A 16,181-nucleotide genomic window follows, 5' to 3' on the forward strand; every position below is an offset into this window, starting at 1 on the left:
GGGTCGGGGCGATCAATCAACGCCACTTGATCGAACAGCCCATCGACGGAGTCTGATCTTGCGGGCCGCCCTCGCCACGAGCCACCGCCAGCATCGCATCGCGTAATTCTGGCGCGCGGCCTGTGGGATTACCCATCATCGCGCTGTCGATCCGCCCGCGATATTGCAGGCCGCCTTTGGCATCAAAGCCAAAGAAGTCAGGCGTGCAGACCGCATCATAGGCTCGCGCCACGGTTTGGTCTTCATCCACCAGATAAGGCGCTGTCAGGCCGTAGTGCGCGGCAAAATCGATCATGCGCGCGGGGGCATCGGCAGGGTAGGCCGCGTAATCGTTGGACATGATGCATGCCACGCCGATCCCTGCGGCCTGCATATCCTTGATGTCCGCAACCAGCCGGTCAATCACCGCGATCACATAAGGACAATGATTGCATATAAACGCGATCAGCATGCCCCCTTCGCCTATCACCTCATCGCGCGTCCACGTCGCACCATCTGGCGTCCGCAACTTGAAATCGGGGGCGGGCCAGCCGAATTCACAGGCGTTTGTTTTAAGCAGCATCGGTTCTCCATTGCATCTTTGGCCCAAGCGGTCATTCTTGCACGTTCTAATGATAAGGGCAGATTCATGAAAGACGACCGTAATCATCCATTCCGTGACAGTGGTCAGGACCGCGAGGCGGCCCAAAAGACGCCTGTCACGCCCCAGACACAAGCGCCATCCTACAAGCTGGCCTTTGCGGATGAGGATTTCTTGTGCCGTGATGATTTGCGGCCTGTGCGGTTGCAGCTTGAGCTTTTGAAGCCAGAGCTTTTGATGGATGAAGCAGGCGTCAATTCAACCATCGTTCTGTTCGGCGGCGCGCGTATTCCAGCCCCTGCCAACAAGGACAGCGCCCGCACGCAAACGCTTGCCGATCTGTCGCAATATTACGAAGAGGCCCGCAAATTCGCGGAAATCATGACCCGCAAATCGATGGAAACAGGCGGCACTGACAACGTCATCGTCACCGGCGGTGGTCCCGGCGTGATGGAGGCCGGCAACCGCGGTGCGCTGGATGCGGGCGGCAAATCCATCGGCCTGAACATCGTGCTTCCGTTTGAACAGGCTCCCAACGAATACGTCACGCCGGAGCTGTGTTTTAACTTTCACTACTTCGCCATTCGTAAAATGCATTTCCTGATGCGCGCCGCAGCGATCACCGTGTTCCCCGGCGGCTTTGGCACGCTGGATGAGACGTTCGAGGCGCTGACCCTGATCCAGACGGGGCGTATGGCCCGCGTGCCGTTCCTGCTGTTCGGTAAATCGTTCTGGGAAACGATCATCAACTGGGACGCGTTGGCTGACGCGGGCACCATCTCAGCCGATGATCTTGCACTTTTCCGTTTTGTCGAAACCGCAGAAGAGGCGGTTGAGGCCTTGGAAAACTGGGAAGGTGCAGGCGAAAAACGCGGTGCGATTCCGGGCAGATAGCTCGTCGCGACGCACACAAGGTCACACATTCGCGGATTCCTGCGCCTGAATCAGCGCGACAGTAGAGAATCGCTGCCGTTTCCAGCATCTTCATCTCAAGGCCCGAACATACGGGTCACGATATGATGGTCCCGTTCATGGGGCCGGAGGCAGAGCAGATGAATTTCCATGCCATCGCACGGCACGTTGCCTTTGCGACCATCCTGACGGGCGCTGCCCCGCTGTGGGCCGATCCGCTTTTGTCGGTCGCAGGCACGATGGATGCCTCCGAAGACTATGCCGTTGTGCTGGATGCGCTGGATGCGATTGATGCTGATGCGACCAACCTCACGCTATATTGGGACCTGATGGCACCCGATGGTGCCTATGCGCCTGATCCCGACTGGCCCGCGATTGCCAACCTGATCTATCCGGCTGCCGATTTGCAGGTGTCACTGAATATCGCTGTGGTCGATATGGTCGCCGACAGGCGCCCGGTGGCCTTGCAGCAGCGCGCGTTCTCGGACCCCGAAGTGATTGCTGCATTTGATGAATTTCTGACGACAGTCATGGCTGCGATGCCTGACGTGACCTTCACCAGCATCGGTATCGGGAACGAAGTTGACGGCTATCTGGATGACGTGACAATCGATGAGTATGCCGTCTTTTTCGCAGCAGCGAGCGATACGATCCACCGTCTTGCGCCAGAAGTGCCTGTTGGAATGACGGTCACGTGGGACGGGCTTGAAGATAATCCGCAGATACAGGCACTGGCCGCTTTGGGTGATGTCTGGATGATCAACTACTACCCGCTCACGCCCGAATTTCAGGCGCGTGATCCGCGCAACACCGCTGCTGATCTGGTCGATATGCTGGCGATGGCGGGTCGTAAGCCCGTCTTTCTGACCGAGGCCGGCTATCCCAGTGGCGGATGCGGTGCGAGCGAGGCGATGCAACTTGCTTTTGTGCAGCAGGTTGATCAGTTCGCTGCGGCCAATGCAGCTAAGATGCCGCTTGTGACCTACGTCTGGCTGCATGACCTGAGCGAGGAAAGCGTGACGGCCTATGCAGATTACTACGGCAACCCGTCCGAATGCTTTTCAGCGTTCTTGGGCACTTTGGGTCTGCGCAGCCACACCGGCCGCGACAAGGCGGCGTATAGCTGGCTGCGCAACAGGTAAGATCAGGCCTTTGACAACTCGGAACCGGACTTGAGCACCTCGTCACCATCGTCCTGCTCGATCTTATAGGCAGGCTCATCATCGCTGGCGTCGCGGGTCACTTCAGTGCCGTCAATTTTCAGCGTGATCTTCTGGGTGTACTTCTTGACGACCTTACCGGTGCCGGTGCCGTTGCCCCAGTCCCACTCAACCTTATCGCCTTCGTTGTAGTCAGACATGTCGTGTTCTCCTGTGATTTTTCACAAGGCAAACACGATTGCGGCTTAGGCGGTTCCCGTTTCGGCTGCGATTTGCGCGCGGGATTTACGCTCGCGTTCTGTCGCGGACTTCAACTGGCCACACGCTGCCATGATGTCCTCGCCCCGCGGCGTGCGAATCGGAGAGGCATATCCCGCTTTGTAAATGATGTCCGCAAACGCACGGATACGATTGTTGGACGACCGCTTATAGACACTGCCGGGCCATTCGTTGAAGGGGATCAGGTTGATCTTTGCGGGGATGCCGTCGATCAATTTGATCAGGCGGCGCGCGTCGGCGTCGCTGTCGTTCACACCATCCAGCATCACGTATTCAAATGTGATCCGCTCGGAATTGGAAACCTTGGGATACTCGCGCAGCGCATCCAGCAGCTTTTCAATCGGCCAGCGTTTGTTGATCGGCACCAGCACATCTCGCACCCCGTCAGTGGTCGCGTGGAAGGATACTGCCAACTGACAACCGATTTCACTGGCGGTGCGGGCGATTTCCGGCACAACGCCAGAGGTCGAGAGCGTGATCCGGCGGCGCGAAAGCTGGATGCCATCGGGATCCATCGCGATCTTCATCGCGTCGCGCACGTTCTCGAAATTATAAAGCGGCTCACCCATGCCCATCAGCACAATGTTCGACAGCAGGCGCACCTCGTTTTTGGGCGCGCCTTGCTCGGGCCATTCGCCTAGATCGTCACGCGCCACCATGACCTGCCCGATAATCTCGGCGGTGGTCAGGTTGCGTACCAGCTTTTGCGTGCCCGTGTGGCAGAACGTGCAGGTCAACGTGCAGCCGACTTGGCTGGAAATGCACAACGTCCCACGATCCGTTTCGGGGATATAGACCACCTCGACCTCGTGACCGCCCGCAATGCGGACCAGATATTTGCGGGTGCCATCGTCGGAAACCTGCTTGGTCACAACTTCCGGCACCGCCACCACGAACTTTTCCGCCAGCATCGCGCGGTAGTCTTTCGACAGGTTGGTCATGACCGCAAAATCGCGCACACCCCAGTGGTAAATCCACTGCCAGATTTGCCCCACGCGCATCTTGGCCTGCTTTTCGGGCGTGCCTGCCTTGATCAGCGCATCACGCATCTGTACCCGTGTCATACCCACCAGATTAGGCAGACCACCGGCGGTATCTTTGCGCGGGATCGTCAGCATATCTTGCGTAATAGGGGCCTTGGCAGTCATCGGTCTGGACCTTTCAGAAGGCGGGTCAGGAGGCGTGATTGCGCCTCATATAAGCAAAAAGGCGCGGTTTCCAATGGAAAACCGCGCCCTGCATTTCATGTGACGGCGCGTTTAACCGCAGCGGCGCGCGGCTTCTTCCACAGCGGCGGTAAAGCCCAACAGCGAAAAGGAATCGACTGTCTGCGTACCACGGCCCGAACGGGCGGTGACAACGGCGCTTGCGCCACGCTTCATCGCGGCAACGATACGCTGGTCATCCTCTGGGGTGGCGGGCCATGCCCATTCGCCTTCGGTGAACAGCTGGAAATTGGTGCCGCCGATCTCAAGGGTGGCTGTTGATCCGCTGGCAAAGGGATAGCCGCCCGTAAAGGCCACCTGACCCTGCACAGACGCGCCGGGACGGTAAAAGACGAACAACAGGATATCGCCGCGCCGCACTGTCACGACGTTGCCATCGCGCGAGTTCACGGTCTCTTTCGGTGCAGACACGCCCCAACATTCCTTGGGGTCGTCCTCGACAAAGACGCTCCAATCAGTGTTGGCGGCCACGCGGTTATCGGAGTTCTGCGCGAAGGCCGCGCCGGTAAGCCCGAAGGCGGCCAAGGCGGCAACCGCCCCGTAAAACTTAAAATTCATCAATCCAGCCTCCAAGCTGTCCTTGCCTCTGATTGCACCACCCCGCCTTTGTCCGCAGCGGTTATGTTATCCTACAGTTATGCCGGATGGGCCGTTTGGCGACACTTTTCCGGCTGGCGGGTGCGGTTTCAACGCGATAGGCAAGGTGGTAGCAAAAAACCGCTTGGGTTTGAAAGCCCTGTTCGCGCCTTACATAGCGCAATCGCGGCGACCCGCCGCAGGAGAAGTGCCGAATGATTGATCAAACCATGCAAAACGCCGTCGACCTCGTCGAAATCTGGCGTGGCGATCTGCTGGAATCGGTTCATCGCGGCCACGCGGTTGTCTGCGACGCAGATGGCGAGATTGTGCAGGCGTGGGGCGATCCGGCCGCTGTGGTCTATCCGCGATCATCGTCCAAGATGTTGCAGGCCCTCCCCCTGATCGAAAGCGGGGCGGCGGAAGCCTACGGGTTGGGCGACGAGCAACTGGCGTTAGCGTGTGCGTCGCACCAAGGATCTGACATCCATTCCGTGAAGGTCGGACTGTGGCTGAACCAGCTTGGCCTGCACGACGATGACTTCCGCTGCGGCCCGCAGGAAAGCCGCGACATCGCCGTGCGCAACGCGATGATCTGCGCGGGCGAGGAGCCTTGCCAAATTCACAACAATTGCTCGGGCAAGCACACGGGCTTCCTCACGCTGACTCAACACCTGAAGGCTGGCACTGAGTATCACGAAATTGACCACCCCGTTCAGGTGGCCTGCAAAGCCGCCTTCGAGGAGGTGACGCAAGAGACATCACCGCTTTGGGGCGTTGACGGCTGTTCGGCCCCCAACCACGCCTGCACGATGCATGGCATGGCCCGCGCAATGGCGTTTTTCGCCTCTGCCAATGACCGCAGCGACACCCGCTCAAAAGCCGCAGCACGCCTGACGCAAGCGATGGCCACATACCCCGAACTGGTCGCCGGAGAGACCCGCGCCTGCACCGATCTGATGCGGGCGATGGATCATAAGGTTACGATCAAGACAGGGGCTGAGGGCTACTTCATCGCGATCATCCCCGCCAAAAAGCTGGGCGTTGCGCTGAAGATTGCAGATGGTGCCACCCGCGCGAGCGAGGCCGCGATCGCGGCGATCCTTGTGAAACTGGGTGTGCTGGACGCAAAACACCCTGCGACAATCGAGCGGATGACCCCGCAGATCAAAAACTGGAACGGTATCGTCACGGGCCACATGCGCCCCGCTGCCGCTTTGAGATAAGGAAGCCGGATGCCCTTTACCCTTGCCACCTGGAACATCAACTCGGTCCGATTGCGCGAACAGATCGTGGTTGATCTGATGACACAGGAAGCACCAGACGTGCTGTGTTTGCAGGAGTGTAAAAGCCCTGTCGAAAAGATCCCGATGGAGCAGTTTCAGGCGCTGGGCTACAGCCACATGGTTGCGCGCGGGCAGAAGGGTTACAACGGCGTGGCGATCCTGTCGAAACTGCCGATGGAAGAGGTCGCGGCCTATGATTACGCGGGCCTTGGCCACGCGCGGCACGTGGCGGGGCGGCTGTCGAATGGCGTCACGGTGCATAATTTCTACGTGCCCGCCGGTGGCGATATTCCTGATCGTGAGAAGAACGAAAAATTTGGCCAGAAGCTCGATTATCTGGCCGATATGCGTGACGGGTTCGCTGCTGCGAAGCCGGAAAAGGCGATCCTGGTGGGTGATCTGAACATCGCGCCGCGTGAGGATGATGTGTGGGATCATAAAAAATTGCTCAAGATCGTCAGCCATACCCCAATTGAGGTTGAGGCGCTGGCGGACGTTCAGGCGGCAGGGGATTGGGTCGATGTGACCCGCGCCGATATTCCTGACGGGTTGCTTTATAGCTGGTGGTCGTATCGCGCCAAGGATTGGGACGGCGCGGACAAGGGCCGTCGTCTGGATCACGTCTGGGCCACACCCGATATTGCGAGTGCGGCGCACAGCAGTAAGGTCTTGCGCCATGTGCGCGGCTGGGAAAAGCCATCCGATCATGCGCCTGTCTTTGCCACGTTTGATATCTGATCCGGCGGGGAGCCGCGCGGCTGCGCCGACGCCCCTCCCGCCGTCCCGCTGCATCCGCCCCTTGGCGTGGCACCTAATTGCGCCCATATAACGGGCAACAAGATTTCAGGAGACGACCGATGATCGAACTTGGCGGCACACAGCCAACCCCGCAGGCCAGTGACCACATCATGGATGGCACCGATGCCACCTTTATGCAGGACGTGGTCGAGGTATCGCGCACCGTTCCCGTGATCGTTGATTTCTGGGCGCCATGGTGTGGCCCGTGCAAAACGCTTGGCCCCGCGATTGAAGCGGCGGTGACCAAGGCCGGTGGCCGCGTAAAGCTGGTGAAAATCGACGTGGATGCAAACCCCGCCGTCGCGGGGCAGTTGCAAGTGCAGTCGATCCCCACGGTCTATGCGTTTCACAACGGCCAGCCGGTTGACGGGTTTCAGGGCAATATCCCCCCGTCCGAAATTGATGCCTTTATCACCAAGATCGCCGATCTGGCCGGTCCAGCCGAGGACGAGGGGCTGGGGGCTGCCATTGAAGCTGCGGAAAGCATGCTGGAAGCTGGCGAAGTCACCGATGCTGTCGAAACTTTTGCGGCAATCCTGCAAGAAGACCCCAATCATGCCGCAGCCTACGCAGGGCTGGTGCGCGGGTATCTCGCACTTGGTGACGTTGAACAGGCCGAGGCCGTGTTGAACGGCGCACCCGCTGAAAGTTCAACCGACCCGCTGCTTGAGGCGGTGTATGCGCAGATCGCGCTGGCCAAAGAGGCGGCCAACGCCGGCCCTGTGGCCGATCTGACCGCCGCGGTTGAGGCGAACCCTGATGACCATCAGGCCCGCTTTGATCTGGCGGCAGCGCTGCACGCCAACGGACAAACAGCCGAAGCCATCGACGCGTTGCTTGAGATTTTCCGCCGCGACGCGGAGTGGAATGACGGTGCCGCGCGCACCCAGCTTTTCAAGATATTTGACGCGCTCAAGCCCAATGATCCGCTGGTCCTGAACGGACGCCGGAAATTGTCGTCGCTTATATTTGCCTGATTGGTTCATCGGGCTACCTCGAGGGTATGATAAACGCCGCAGATTTGCCTGACACGATCCCTGTGTTCCCGCTGCCCGGTGCGCTGCTTTTGCCGCGCGCCCAGCTGCCGTTGCATATCTTTGAACCCCGCTATCTTGCGATGATCGAGGACGTTCTGAAAACACCAACCCGCCTGATCGGAATGGTGCAGCCCTATGACGGGCCGGGACGTGCAAACCAGTTGCATACCATCGGCTGTGCGGGGCGGCTTACATCGTTTTCCGAAACCGAGGACGGGCGTTACATGATCACGCTGTCGGGCGCGTCACGCTTTCGCATCGCGCAAGAGGTGGAAGGCTTTGCGCCATATCGCCGCTGCGATGTGCGCTGGTCGGGGTTTGAGCGTGACCTTGGTGGCGCTGAAAAGGACGAGGGGTTCGACCGCGCAGCCTTTATGGACGCGCTGGGTCGTTTCTTTGAGGATCAGGGCCTTAAGACCGACTGGGAATCACTGGGCGAGGCGGACGACGAGTTGTTGATCAACTCGCTCTCCATGCTTTGCCCGTTTGAACCCGAAGACAGGCAGGCCCTGCTTGAAGCGCCGTCATTGACCACGCGGCGCGAAACGCTCACAACGCTGATGGAGTTTGCCCTGCGCGGCGGATCAGGCGAGGAGATGATGCAATGAGCGAGACAGAATTCGACCCCAAGATGCTTGAGGCATTGATCTGTCCGCAGACGCATCAGACGTTGCACTATGATGTAGACAAGCAAGAACTTGTCTCGAAATCTGCCAATCTTGCGTTCCCGATCCGTGGCGGTATCCCCGTCATGTTGATTGACGAGGCACGGCACCTCGACTGACATGCCGCGCGTTTACGATTTTTAAGGAATTTGCGTCTTTCATGATCGCCGAAGTGTAAGCGAGGTGATTGATGGGTTTGAGTTTGCGACATCCGGCTGACGAATTGGCCGACATCAGAAGCGATCTGAAAAGACTGAAAATGCGCGAGGCATTTTTGCGCAAAGGTTTCCTGAACGACAGTTTGCCGCGTATCGGCAAGGATGTGGTGGCACAGGTCAAACCGCTTCAGAAGCGGGTGTTCCTGCGGGAAAAGTTGCCCGAACATATCCTAAATGACGAAAGCTTCTGGCGCACTGATTACGTCCGCGAGGTGCAGTTTGCCCCCGCGCCGGGATCTGCTGGCGCGGTGTTTGACTGACCTATCCGCGCATCAGCTTTGGCAGATCACCCGTCAGGCCAGCCGCTTCACGCATGAAACGGCGGCGCAGACCGGGGGCTGCATTGATCGCGCCCATCCCGAAATCGCGTAATCCGCGCAAAAGCGGATTGTCGTTCGAAAACAGCTTATTGAACGTGTCGGTGGCGGCCGCCAGCGTGGCCGTATCAAATCGCCGCCACTGCTGATAGCGGGCAAGCGTTTGCGTCCCGCCGATATCTTCGCCACGTCCGCGCGCCTCTTGCAGGACCTGCGCAAGTGCTGCCACATCGCGTAGCCCCGCGTTCAGCCCCTGGCCCGCAATCGGGTGCACGCCGTGTGCCGCATCACCCACCAGCGCCACGCGATCTGCGACAAAGGCTTGCGCCAGTGACAGCCCCAGCGGATAGCTGAACCGCGCACCGGTCAATGAGATTTCGCCCAAAAAGCTGCCGAATGCAGGGCGCAGGGCGTCCAGAAAATCGGCGTCGTCCATTGCGATCAACGCCTTTGCACGTGCGGTTTCCTCGGACCAGACGATTGATGACCGGTTGCCGGTCAGCGGCAGAATAGCTAGCGGGCCGCCGGGCATGAAAAACTGATGCGCGATCCCGTGATGGGGCAGCGCGTGTTCCACAGCACATACCACGGCGGTCTGGTCGTATCCCCAGCCCATCCGTTTGATCCCCGCGCGTGTCGCCGTGCCGCTTTGCCGACCGTCTGATCCGATCAAAAGATGTCCCGTCACGACATCACCGCTGGCCAGAGTGACGCTTGCACCCGATGCATCGACGGACTGTGCCGTTACCATTTGTTCAGACAGATGGGTGATACCGGGAGTGGCAGCCATCGCATCCAGAAACGCACGGCGCAGGTGGCGGTCCTCCACCAGATAGCCCATCGGGCCTTCTTCAAGCTCGGCATGGTCGAAATGCAGCATCCACGGGCTTGGTCCTTCGCCCGCACGCCCATCGGTGACCTTGATCTCAAGCATCGGCTGGGCGTGATCCGCGATCTGATCCCAGATCCCGATGCCCGCCAGCAAACGCTTGGACGCCAGCGCAAGGGCGTAGGATCGCCCGTCAAACGCAGGGTCTTCGCGCGTATCAAGCGGCAGCGCGTCAATGATTGTGACGCGAAAACCCGCTTGGGCCGTGGCAAGGGCAAGGGCGGGGCCGTTCAGGCCGCCGCCGACGATAATCAGATCAGTATCCATACCCTGCAATATGGGCAGCGGCACGGGATTGTCCATGCGTCGCGCCGCCGCTAGGGTCGGCGCAAAAGGGGATCATCATGCAAGACTGGCTTTGGATGACAGCCGCCGATCTGGGGCGCGGCATCGGCACGGGCGACATTGATCCCGTGGCATTGACCGAAACATATCTTGCCGCCATCGACGCGCATCCCCTGCGCGACCGCATCTATGCCCGCGTGACCCATGACCGCGCGCGAAGCGAGGCTGCAGCAGCAAGCGCGCGCGCCAAGGCAGGGCTGCGTCGTGGGCCGCTGGACGGCGTGCCGGTGTCGTGGAAAGACCTGTTTGATACCGCCGGTATCGTGACCGAAGCAGGCACCAAGCTGATGGAAGGCCGCACACCTGACGCCGACGCGAAGGTGCTGCAAACGGCCACTGCAAACGGGCTGGTCTGTCTGGGCAAAACCCACATGTCCGAGATTGCCTTTTCAGGCCTTGGCCTGAACCCGATATTGGGCACGCCGCCTTGCGTGAACGACGAGAACGCCGTTCCGGGTGGGTCGTCGTCGGGGGCGGGGGCCTCTGTCGCCTTTGGTCTGGCGGCAGCGGCAATCGGGTCTGACACGGGCGGGTCCGTGCGCATCCCGTCCGCGTGGAACGATCTGGTGGGCTTGAAAACCAGCCACGGGCGCCTGTCACTGGATGGCACCGTGCCGCTCTGCCTGACGTTCGATACCGTGGGCCCATTGTGCCGGTCGGTCGAGGATGCAGCACTGATGCTGGCCGCGTTGGAAGACAGCAAGCCGGTTGATCTGGCGGCCACGTCGCTGAAGGGCCTGCGCCTTATGGTGCTCGACACGATTGCGCCAGATGACGTGCGCGACGCACCGCGTGCGGCTTTTGACCTTGCCGTGGGGAAGATGAAAGACGCCGGTGCCACCATCGAACACCGCTATTTTGCGCAGCTATTTGATGCGTTCAATGTGGCGGGGAATTTGTACGCCGCCGACAGCTATGGCTGGTGGCGTGATCTGGTCGAGGCGCACCCCGAAAAGATGTTCCCTCAGATCCTTGAGCGGGTCCGCGGTGGCAAGACCGTCAGCGGGCCGGATTACTGCGCTGGCTGGAACACGCTGCGCGACATCCGCCGCCAATATGCTGCCGAGACAGCGGAATTTGACGCAGTCCTGCTGCCCACAGCGCCGATCCTGCCGCCGGACGCAAACCGCCTTCTGACCGACGACGACTACTACAAATCCGAAAACCTGCTGGCCTTGCGCAACACCCGCATCGCCAATCTGCTTGATCTGGCGTCGATCACCTTACCCACGGGGAAGTCGTCCTGCGGGTTCATGATAAATACACAGAATTATGGTGAGGCACGGCTTTTGCGCATCGCCGCTGCCGCCGAGGCTGCGCTGAACGCATAAGCGACCCGATGGGGCAGGGGGGCCGAAAAGACACAATCGGCCCTAATCGCCCCGCCACAAGTCATTGAAATTCTGGACAGGAGGCGGGCTTTGCCGCTAGTTTGGCCCCAATGCGAGGCGTCAATGATCTCGTGATCGAGGCAGTTATGACTTATCCAAAGCGGTTTTCAGCCCTTCCGGCGCCGACGTGGCCACGTCTGCGCGCGTTATTGGACCATCGCCCCGCGGGCGGTGACGTCATTGATATGACCATTGGCACCCCGAAACACGATATGCCCGAATTCGTTGGCCCGATCATTGCCGACAACATTGGCGGGTTCCGTGGCTATCCAGATAACAACGGCATGCCCGCGTTGCTGGATGCGATTGCGCTTTGGCTGGACCGACGCTTTGACGCCAAGGTCGGGCCTGAGAACCTGATGGTTCTCAATGGCACGCGCGAGGGGCTTTATAACGCGGCCATAGCGCTGAACCCCGAGGAAAAGAACGGCGAGGCGCCGGTCATCCTGCTGCCCAACCCGTTCTATACGTCCTATCCGTCGGCTGCCGCGTCTGTCGGCGCGCAAAGCGTCTTTGTTCCCGCCACACCCGAAAACGGCTACCTGCCGGATTTCGCATCACTGCCGGACGACATTCTGCGCCGCACCACAATCGCCTATGTCGGATCGCCCACCAACCCGCATGGGGCGATGGCTGATGCAGCCTATTGGGGCGATCTGATCGCATTGGCGGACAAATACGACTTCAAAATTTTTGCCGACGAATGCTACTCCGAGATTTACCGCGACACACCGCCCACTGGCGCGCTTGAGATGGCGCAGCGTCTGGGTGCCGATCCCGAACGCGTGCTGGTGTTTCATTCGTTGTCCAAGCGCTCAAACCTAGCAGGATTGCGGTCCGGTTTTGTTGCCAGCGGGCCGGAAAATATCGCGCGTATCAGACGGATGCGCGCCTATTCGGGATCGCCCGTGCCAGGCCCGTTGCAGATCGTGTCTGCCGCCGCATGGCTGGACGAGACGCATGTGGAACAGTCCCGCGCGCTTTATCAGCAGAAATACAGCATCGCCGACAAAATCATGGGGCAGGTCCCCGGGTACATGTCGCCGCAAGCGGGGTTTTTCCTGTGGCTGCCCGTTGATGACGGCGAAGCGGCAGCAGTGAAATTATGGGAGGCCACGGGCGTGAAAACACTGCCCGGCGCCTACCTTTGCAAAGACGTGGACGGGGCCAACCCCGGACAAGGATTTATCAGGGTCGCACTTGTGGCCCCAACACAAGAAGTGCAGCGCGGGCTCACCCAGATCCGCGACTGTCTCTACGGCTGAGGGAAATTAAGAACATGGCATCATATCAGGCACGCAAACGCGATCCACTTTTGGATAGCAACACGCAGGCGGTGATCGAAAAGCGCGGGCGCGAATTGCTGGGGCTGGCGTTCATCGTCGTGGGCCTGCTGTTTGCCGCGATGGTGGTCAGCTATTCGGCCGATGATCCAAGCTGGATTTCTGCAACAGACGCGCCTGTGCAAAACTGGATGGGACGTTTGGGCGCGTCCACAGCCGCCACACTGATGATGATCGTGGGCAAGGGCATCTGGGTCGTGCCGCTGCTATTTGTCGGCTGGGGCGTGCGTTTCATGACGCATATCGGGTCTGATCGCGCGGTGGGCCGTGTGATCTTTGCGCCGATTGCCGTGGCGATTGCGTCGATCTATGCCGCGACCCTGACGGCTGGTCTGAACTGGCCGCCGAACTTTGGCCTTGGGGGTCTGTTTGGCGATACTGCCCTTGGGATCGTGCTGGAAATCCTTCCGTTCGGTCCGATTTTCAGCGTCAAGATGATGTCGTTCCTGATGGGGATCGGTCTTGTGGCGTTGCTGGCGTTTGTGTTGGGCTTTGTCCGTGCTGAGGTGAAGGCCGGCGTGCGTATCGCGTTGATTGGCTGCGTGATGCTTTACGCTGCGATCCTGCGTCTTGTCGGGCAGGGCGCATCTGTTGCCGCATCCACAGCGCAAGGCGTTGGCGGCACGATTGCTGCACGTCGCGAGCAGTCGCGTGAGCAGCGCGCCATCATGGCCGCGCAAGCCGCCGAAGAGGCAGAAGCCCGCGCAGCTGTACCAGCCCCCGACGCCCGCGCCCGTGCCGCCGCCGTGGTCCGTGCAAATCCTGCGATGCCCGTCCAAGCTGCGATGGCCTCCGCTGACGGGCGCAAGATGCCGCCCATGTCGCGCCATCAGGTTGCCGCAGAGCCTGCCTTGACGGCCCCTGCGCGCGTCGAACCTGCGCCTGCGCCCGCCCCGCAATCGGGCGGATTTCTGGCAGGTTTGCTGAAGCGCAATGAACCGATGCCGGAGCCTGAACTGGTGGCCGCCGCACCAGCCGCTGACAGCGCCGCACCAGATGGTGATCGTGTCAGCGCGCGCATATCTGATGCAATTCGCAGCCGCGCGGGTGGTATTGTGCCCAAGGCCGTCGCTGCCCGTATCGAGCCGCGCCTGACGGGCGGAAAAGGCCCGCGCCCGCTGTTGCTGAACACCGATCCGGTTGAAGTGCCAGCAGAGGCGCCGGTGGCGATGGACGTGATGATAGAGGCCGAGGACGAAGCGGTGATCATGGAGGATGCCGCACCTGCGCCGCGCAACGCGCCTTTTATTCGCAAGAATTTGCCAAAGGCGGAAGCGACACCACTGACGGCTGAGCCGCTTTACGACACCGCTGCGCCTGTGGCCGCGCCCGTGCCGGAAGCCAAAAAGGTTGTGCAGCATCCTTTGAAGCGCGCGACGATGCCGTCCAAGCAGGCACTGGCCGAAAGCCAGCCGAAATTGGCCTTTGAAGACAAATATGCGGACTACGAAATCCCGCCCCTATCCTTGCTAACCAGCCCGTCGACGATTGAGCGGCATCACCTGTCCGACGAAGCGTTGGAAGAGAACGCCCGCATGCTGGAAAGCGTATTGGACGACTACGGCGTCAAGGGCGAGATCGTGTCGGTCCGCCCCGGTCCCGTCGTCACGATGTATGAGCTTGAGCCTGCACCCGGTTTGAAAGCCTCGCGCGTAATTGGTCTGGCTGATGACATTGCCCGGTCGATGTCGGCGTTGTCCGCGCGTGTGTCCACAGTGCCCGGCCGCTCAGTGATCGGTATCGAATTGCCGAACGAAAACCGCGAGATGGTTGTGCTGCGCGAGATGCTGTCGGCACGTGATTTTGGCGACAGCAATATGAAGCTGCCGTTGGCGCTGGGTAAGGATATCGGTGGCGAGCCGATTATCGCGAACTTGGCCAAGATGCCCCACCTGCTGATTGCGGGTACGACGGGTTCGGGTAAATCGGTGGCGATCAACACGATGATCCTGTCGCTGCTTTACAAGCTGACACCCGAAGAATGCCGGATGATCATGATCGATCCCAAGATGCTGGAACTGAGCGTCTACGACGGCATTCCGCACCTGTTGTCGCCCGTTGTGACCGACCCCAAGAAGGCGGTTGTGGCCCTCAAGTGGGTCGTGGGCGAGATGGAGGAACGCTATCGCAAGATGTCCAAAATGGGCGTGCGCAACATCGACGGATACAACGGTCGTGTGAAAGATGCGCTGGCGAAAGACGAGATGTTCAGCCGCACAGTTCAGACGGGCTTTGACGACGAGACCGGCGAGCCGGTGTTTGAGACCGAAGAATTCCAGCCCGAAGTGCTGCCTTACATCGTTGTGATCGTGGATGAGATGGCCGACTTGATGATGGTCGCAGGCAAAGAGATCGAAGCATGTATCCAGCGTCTGGCACAAATGGCACGTGCATCGGGTATCCACCTGATCATGGCCACGCAGCGTCCGTCGGTGGACGTGATTACCGGCACGATCAAGGCGAACTTCCCCACACGGATCTCCTTCCAAGTGACGTCCAAAATCGACAGCCGAACTATTCTGGGCGAGCAGGGCGCGGAGCAACTGCTGGGCATGGGTGACATGCTTTATATGGCGGGCGGGTCCAAGATCACCCGCGTGCACGGGCCGTTCTGTTCGGATGAAGAGGTTGAGGAAATCGTCAACCACCTCAAGGGCTTTGGTCCGCCAGAGTATATGTCCGGTGTGGTCGAGGGACCGTCGGATGACGAGGGTAGCAGTATCGATCTGGTGCTGGGGCTTGGTGACGGGTCGGACAGCGAGAACGCGCTTTATGACACTGCCGTGGCGATTGTGATCAAGGATCGCAAATGTTCCACGTCCTATATCCAGCGCAAACTTGCGATCGGCTATAACAAAGCCGCACGTCTGGTGGAGCAGATGGAGGACGAAGGCGTTGTGTCGTCGGCCAATCATGTTGGCAAGCGCGAGATTTTGGTGCCTGAACAGCACTGATCCGGTTTAGCCAAACGGGCGCGCGTGCCGCGCGACATGACGTTTTGCGCCGCCCGTTGGGCGGCGCAATTTTGCTGCCTGACATCAGCAAATATTGAGTATTTTTGGCAAAATGATACAGGCCTCAAACGGGCGGCAGCGCGTTGTGTTAACGGTTAACCGACGGCGTGTTATCGCTTAACCTCTGGTCCTTGGGCAGGGTGAG

16 protein-coding genes are annotated in these 16,181 nt (G+C 59.9%); 11 read left to right on the top strand and 5 right to left on the bottom strand.

What is annotated here, in order from left to right; translation table 11 throughout:
- Positions 1-16 precede the first annotated feature (16 nt).
- On the bottom strand, positions 17-562 hold the full coding sequence (locus tag V8J84_RS14940) for a thioredoxin family protein (RefSeq protein ID WP_339932593.1): 546 nt from the start codon (positions 560-562) through the stop codon (positions 17-19).
- A gap of 66 nt (positions 563-628) precedes the next feature.
- Here V8J84_RS14940 and V8J84_RS14945 point away from each other — a divergent pair, with 66 nt between their 5' ends.
- Both V8J84_RS14945 and V8J84_RS14950 read left to right on the top strand, forming a co-directional pair.
- Positions 629-1,474: an LOG family protein gene (locus tag V8J84_RS14945; protein WP_339932595.1), complete on the top strand. Its 846-nt coding sequence runs from the start codon at positions 629-631 to the stop codon at positions 1,472-1,474.
- 122 nt (positions 1,475-1,596) lie between these two features.
- Positions 1,597-2,634: a hypothetical protein gene (locus V8J84_RS14950; RefSeq protein ID WP_339932597.1), complete on the top strand. Its 1,038-nt coding sequence runs from the start codon at positions 1,597-1,599 to the stop codon at positions 2,632-2,634.
- A 2-nt stretch (positions 2,635-2,636) separates the two neighbouring features.
- Here V8J84_RS14950 and V8J84_RS14955 read toward each other — a convergent pair whose 3' ends face one another.
- The 3 genes from V8J84_RS14955 to V8J84_RS14965 form a co-directional block, all read right to left on the bottom strand.
- The gene (locus V8J84_RS14955; RefSeq protein WP_339932599.1) at positions 2,637-2,852 is read right to left on the bottom strand and encodes a hypervirulence associated TUDOR domain-containing protein; all 216 of its coding nucleotides are present in this window, start codon (positions 2,850-2,852) and stop codon (positions 2,637-2,639) included.
- Between the two features lie 45 nt (positions 2,853-2,897).
- Entirely contained in the window at positions 2,898-4,079 is a 1,182-nt protein-coding gene (gene rlmN, locus V8J84_RS14960; protein ID WP_339932601.1) for a 23S rRNA (adenine(2503)-C(2))-methyltransferase RlmN, read from the bottom strand.
- Between the two features lie 111 nt (positions 4,080-4,190).
- Positions 4,191-4,715: an invasion associated locus B family protein gene (locus V8J84_RS14965; protein WP_339932603.1), complete on the bottom strand. Its 525-nt coding sequence runs from the start codon at positions 4,713-4,715 to the stop codon at positions 4,191-4,193.
- Positions 4,716-4,963: 248 nt separating this feature from the next.
- Between V8J84_RS14965 and V8J84_RS14970 the strand changes: the two genes are divergently transcribed.
- The 6 genes from V8J84_RS14970 to V8J84_RS14995 all read left to right on the top strand — a co-directional run bounded on the left by V8J84_RS14970 (position 4,964) and on the right by V8J84_RS14995 (position 8,997).
- Positions 4,964-5,959 (top strand): asparaginase, encoded by a 996-nt coding sequence (locus tag V8J84_RS14970; RefSeq protein ID WP_339933148.1) that lies wholly within the window; start codon positions 4,964-4,966, stop codon positions 5,957-5,959.
- Positions 5,960-5,968: 9 nt separating this feature from the next.
- Positions 5,969-6,757 carry an exodeoxyribonuclease III gene (locus V8J84_RS14975; protein ID WP_339932605.1) on the top strand — a complete coding sequence of 263 codons (789 nt, stop codon included), beginning with the start codon at positions 5,969-5,971 and terminating at the stop codon, positions 6,755-6,757.
- Between the two features lie 119 nt (positions 6,758-6,876).
- On the top strand, positions 6,877-7,794 hold the full coding sequence (locus V8J84_RS14980; RefSeq protein ID WP_339932607.1) for a co-chaperone YbbN: 918 nt from the start codon (positions 6,877-6,879) through the stop codon (positions 7,792-7,794).
- 26 nt (positions 7,795-7,820) lie between these two features.
- Positions 7,821-8,462 carry an LON peptidase substrate-binding domain-containing protein gene (locus tag V8J84_RS14985; protein WP_339932609.1) on the top strand — a complete coding sequence of 214 codons (642 nt, stop codon included), beginning with the start codon at positions 7,821-7,823 and terminating at the stop codon, positions 8,460-8,462.
- Positions 8,459-8,638: a Trm112 family protein gene (locus tag V8J84_RS14990; RefSeq protein WP_339932611.1), complete on the top strand. Its 180-nt coding sequence runs from the start codon at positions 8,459-8,461 to the stop codon at positions 8,636-8,638. Before V8J84_RS14985 ends, V8J84_RS14990 begins: the two co-directional genes overlap by 4 nt.
- Before the next feature lie 140 nt (positions 8,639-8,778).
- Positions 8,779-8,997, top strand: a complete 219-nt coding sequence (locus tag V8J84_RS14995) for a hypothetical protein (protein ID WP_339932613.1) — start codon at positions 8,779-8,781, stop codon at positions 8,995-8,997.
- Position 8,998: 1 nt separating this feature from the next.
- Here V8J84_RS14995 and V8J84_RS15000 read toward each other — a convergent pair whose 3' ends face one another.
- The gene (locus tag V8J84_RS15000) at positions 8,999-10,246 is read right to left on the bottom strand and encodes a UbiH/UbiF/VisC/COQ6 family ubiquinone biosynthesis hydroxylase (RefSeq protein WP_339932615.1); all 1,248 of its coding nucleotides are present in this window, start codon (positions 10,244-10,246) and stop codon (positions 8,999-9,001) included.
- 41 nt (positions 10,247-10,287) lie between these two features.
- On the opposite strand from V8J84_RS15000, the gene V8J84_RS15005 reads away from it, so the two are divergent.
- The 3 genes from V8J84_RS15005 (at position 10,288) to V8J84_RS15015 (ending at position 15,976) form a co-directional block, all read left to right on the top strand.
- Positions 10,288-11,619 (top strand): amidase, encoded by a 1,332-nt coding sequence (locus V8J84_RS15005; RefSeq protein ID WP_339932617.1) that lies wholly within the window; start codon positions 10,288-10,290, stop codon positions 11,617-11,619.
- A 146-nt stretch (positions 11,620-11,765) separates the two neighbouring features.
- A complete protein-coding gene (locus V8J84_RS15010; protein WP_339932619.1) occupies positions 11,766-12,944 on the top strand; it encodes an aminotransferase class I/II-fold pyridoxal phosphate-dependent enzyme in 1,179 nt (392 codons plus the stop codon).
- 14 nt (positions 12,945-12,958) lie between these two features.
- On the top strand, positions 12,959-15,976 hold the full coding sequence (locus V8J84_RS15015; RefSeq protein ID WP_339932621.1) for a DNA translocase FtsK: 3,018 nt from the start codon (positions 12,959-12,961) through the stop codon (positions 15,974-15,976).
- The last annotated feature ends 205 nt before the right edge of the window (positions 15,977-16,181 follow it).

The sequence above is a fragment of the Yoonia sp. 208BN28-4 genome (assembly GCF_037543925.1).
In the GTDB taxonomy this organism is placed as follows: domain Bacteria; phylum Pseudomonadota; class Alphaproteobacteria; order Rhodobacterales; family Rhodobacteraceae; genus Yoonia.